The following is a 2,253-nucleotide window of genomic DNA, read 5'->3' as shown; positions in this document are numbered from 1 at the left end:
GCTTGATTCCGTTGCCGAATCGAATCTTTTATACTTCGACCGATTTGCTGTTGTAGCTCAGTTGGTAGAGCAACTGATTCGTAATCAGTAGGTCGGAGGTTCGACTCCTCTCAACAGCACCAATAATCAAGCGCTTACGAAGCACCATCACTCGCTGTCTACGGCAGTGTCTACCAAACGGCCAAGAGTCGGTGTTCCCTCGACTTGTCATGTCCGCACCCCGATCCCGACACGCGACGTGTCCGGGGCACGATCAAGTTTCGATTGAAACAATCTCCCTGACGACAACTATCAGTCGTTCAACGTGAACTGCCAGCGCATCGCAAGCCGCCGATAACCGATGCCCAGACAGCTTGAGGAAGTAAGCATAGGCCTCCGTCGCGCGCCTTCTGTTGACGCGCCCGCGGGCAAGTTGCGCTTCGTAACCGCCGCCAGCCTGTTCGATGGCCACGACGCAGCGATCAACATCATGCGGCGGATCATGCAGGCATCCGGCTGCGAGGTCATACACCTCGGCCACAATCGGTCCGTCGATGAGATCGTCACGGCGGCGCTGCACGAGGACGTGCAGGCGATCGCGGTCAGCTCCTACCAGGGCGGGCATGTCGAATATTTCAAGTACATGATCGATCTTTTGCGCGAACGTGGCGGCGAGAATATCAAAGTGTTCGGCGGCGGCGGCGGCGTCATCGTGCCAGCGGAAATCAGGGAGCTCGAAGCCTGCGGCATCACGCGCATCTACTCGCCCGAGGATGGCCAGCGCATGGGGCTACAGGGCATGATCGACGACATGATCGCGCGCTGCGGCCAGGATCGCTCCGGTTTTGCACCGGACATCACGGCCGTGCAGGCCGGCGATCGACGCGCGCTTGCGCGGCTCATCAGCGACATGGAAACGAATCCGGCGAGCAGGCCGCGCGACCAGGTCATCAAGGAGGCCGCGCAACGCCGCGTGCCGACGCTCGGCATCACCGGCACGGGCGGCGCAGGCAAGAGTTCTCTGACCGATGAACTCATACACCGCTTCCGCCTCGATTTCGATGACCGGCTGAATATCGCCGTGCTTGCCGTTGACCCGACGCGCAGGAAAACGGGCGGCGCCTTGCTGGGCGACCGCATACGCATGAACGCGATCGACTCTTCCCGGCTTTTCGTGCGCTCGCTCGCCACGCGCGAGACCGGTTCGGAACTTTCGGCCGCGCTGGGCGATGCGATCGCCGCCTGCAAGGTCGCCGGCTTCGACCTGATTCTGGTCGAAACCGCTGGCATCGGCCAGGGCGACGCGGCCATCGTCCCGCACGTCGACGTCGCGCTTTACGTTATGACGCCGGAATATGGCGCCGCGAGCCAGCTTGAGAAGATCGACATGCTGGACTTCGCCGATTTCGTCGCCATCAACAAGTTCGACCGCAAAGGCGCCGAGGACGCTTTGCGCGACGTAGCCAAACAATATCAGCGGAATCGCCAGCTCTTTTCGCTTGCCGCGGCGGACATGCCGGTGTTCGGTACGCAGGCGAGCCGTTTCAACGACGATGGCGTGACCGCGCTGTACCAGGCGATTCTGCCCAGGCTTGCGGAAGGCGGGCTCAGGCTGGAATCGGGGCGCCTGCCGCGAGTCGCGGTCAAGACCTCCAGCAGCAAGGCTGCAATCGTGCCGCCGTCCCGGGTTCGCTATCTCGCGGAGATCGCAGAAACCGTACATGCCTATAAAAAGCACGCCCAGGAGCAGGCGCGCATCGCGCGGGAGCGGCAGCAGTTGACGGAGACGCGGCGAATGCTCGCCGAGTCTCTGTTATCTTCGCGGCCTTTGGCACCCGCGAAAGCGGGCGGGGGATCGAGTACGGGGTTCGGAGAAAAGTCGCTGGATTCCCGCCTACGCGGGAATGACGATACAGGTTTACCTACTTCTTCTCCCTCCTCCCTCGCGGGGGAGGGTTGGGGTGGGGGCGCGCTCGAAAAGCTGATAGAACAGCGCGACAACGCGCTCGATCCTCGCGCCAGAAAACTGCTCGCGATGTGGCCCGATACGCGCGAGATTTATTCGGGCGACGAGTACGTGGTCAAGATTCGCGACAAGGAATTGAAAACCTCGCTGATCCACGCCTCGCTTTCCGGCACCAAGGTTCGCAAGGTCGCGCTGCCGAAATACGAAGATCACGGCGAGCTATTGAGCTGGCTGATGCTCGAAAACCTCCCTGGCGCCTTCCCGTTCACCGCAGGCGTTTTTGCCTTCAAGCGCGAGAACGAAGATCC

Annotated in this window: 1 tRNA gene and 2 pseudogenes; all 3 read left to right on the top strand. The window is 61.5% G+C overall.

The window, feature by feature from the left end:
- Positions 1-46: 46 nt before the first annotated feature.
- A tRNA-Thr gene (locus H0V78_05330) sits at positions 47-122 on the top strand.
- A 218-nt stretch (positions 123-340) separates the two neighbouring features.
- Positions 341-1,810 (top strand): annotated as a pseudogene (locus H0V78_05325) (cobalamin B12-binding domain-containing protein).
- A 189-nt stretch (positions 1,811-1,999) separates the two neighbouring features.
- Positions 2,000-2,253 (top strand): annotated as a pseudogene (locus H0V78_05320) (hypothetical protein).

It is taken from the genome of Burkholderiales bacterium (genome assembly GCA_013695435.1).
Classification (GTDB): domain Bacteria; phylum Pseudomonadota; class Gammaproteobacteria; order Burkholderiales; family JACMKV01; genus JACMKV01.
This window is presented reverse-complemented; position numbering and strand designations above follow the sequence as displayed.